A 222-nucleotide genomic window follows, 5' to 3' on the forward strand; every position below is an offset into this window, starting at 1 on the left:
GTGGGTTTCCCCATTCAGGAATCCCAGACTCAAAAGGTTATTACTACCTAATCTGGGCTTATCGCAAGTTATTACGCCTTTCATCGCCTCTGACTGCCAAGGCATCCACCGTGTACGCTTAGTCACTTAACCATACAACCCGAAAGGGTTTCTATTTGCTTTCACTTTAAAAAGTGAAGACAAATAAGCGTATGGCAACTAACCAAGGTTTTTGGTTGTCAT

Annotated in this window: 1 rRNA gene; it reads right to left on the reverse strand. The window is 42.8% G+C overall.

Going from position 1 to position 222, the window contains the following annotated elements:
• Positions 1-132: ribosomal RNA gene (locus A6D97_RS13050) — 23S ribosomal RNA — on the reverse strand; the annotation flags it as partial.
• Between the last annotated feature and the right edge of the window lie 90 nt (positions 133-222).

This window comes from Vibrio sp. ZF57 (genome assembly GCF_001691235.1).
GTDB classification, from domain to species: Bacteria; Pseudomonadota; Gammaproteobacteria; order Enterobacterales; family Vibrionaceae; genus Vibrio; species Vibrio crassostreae_C.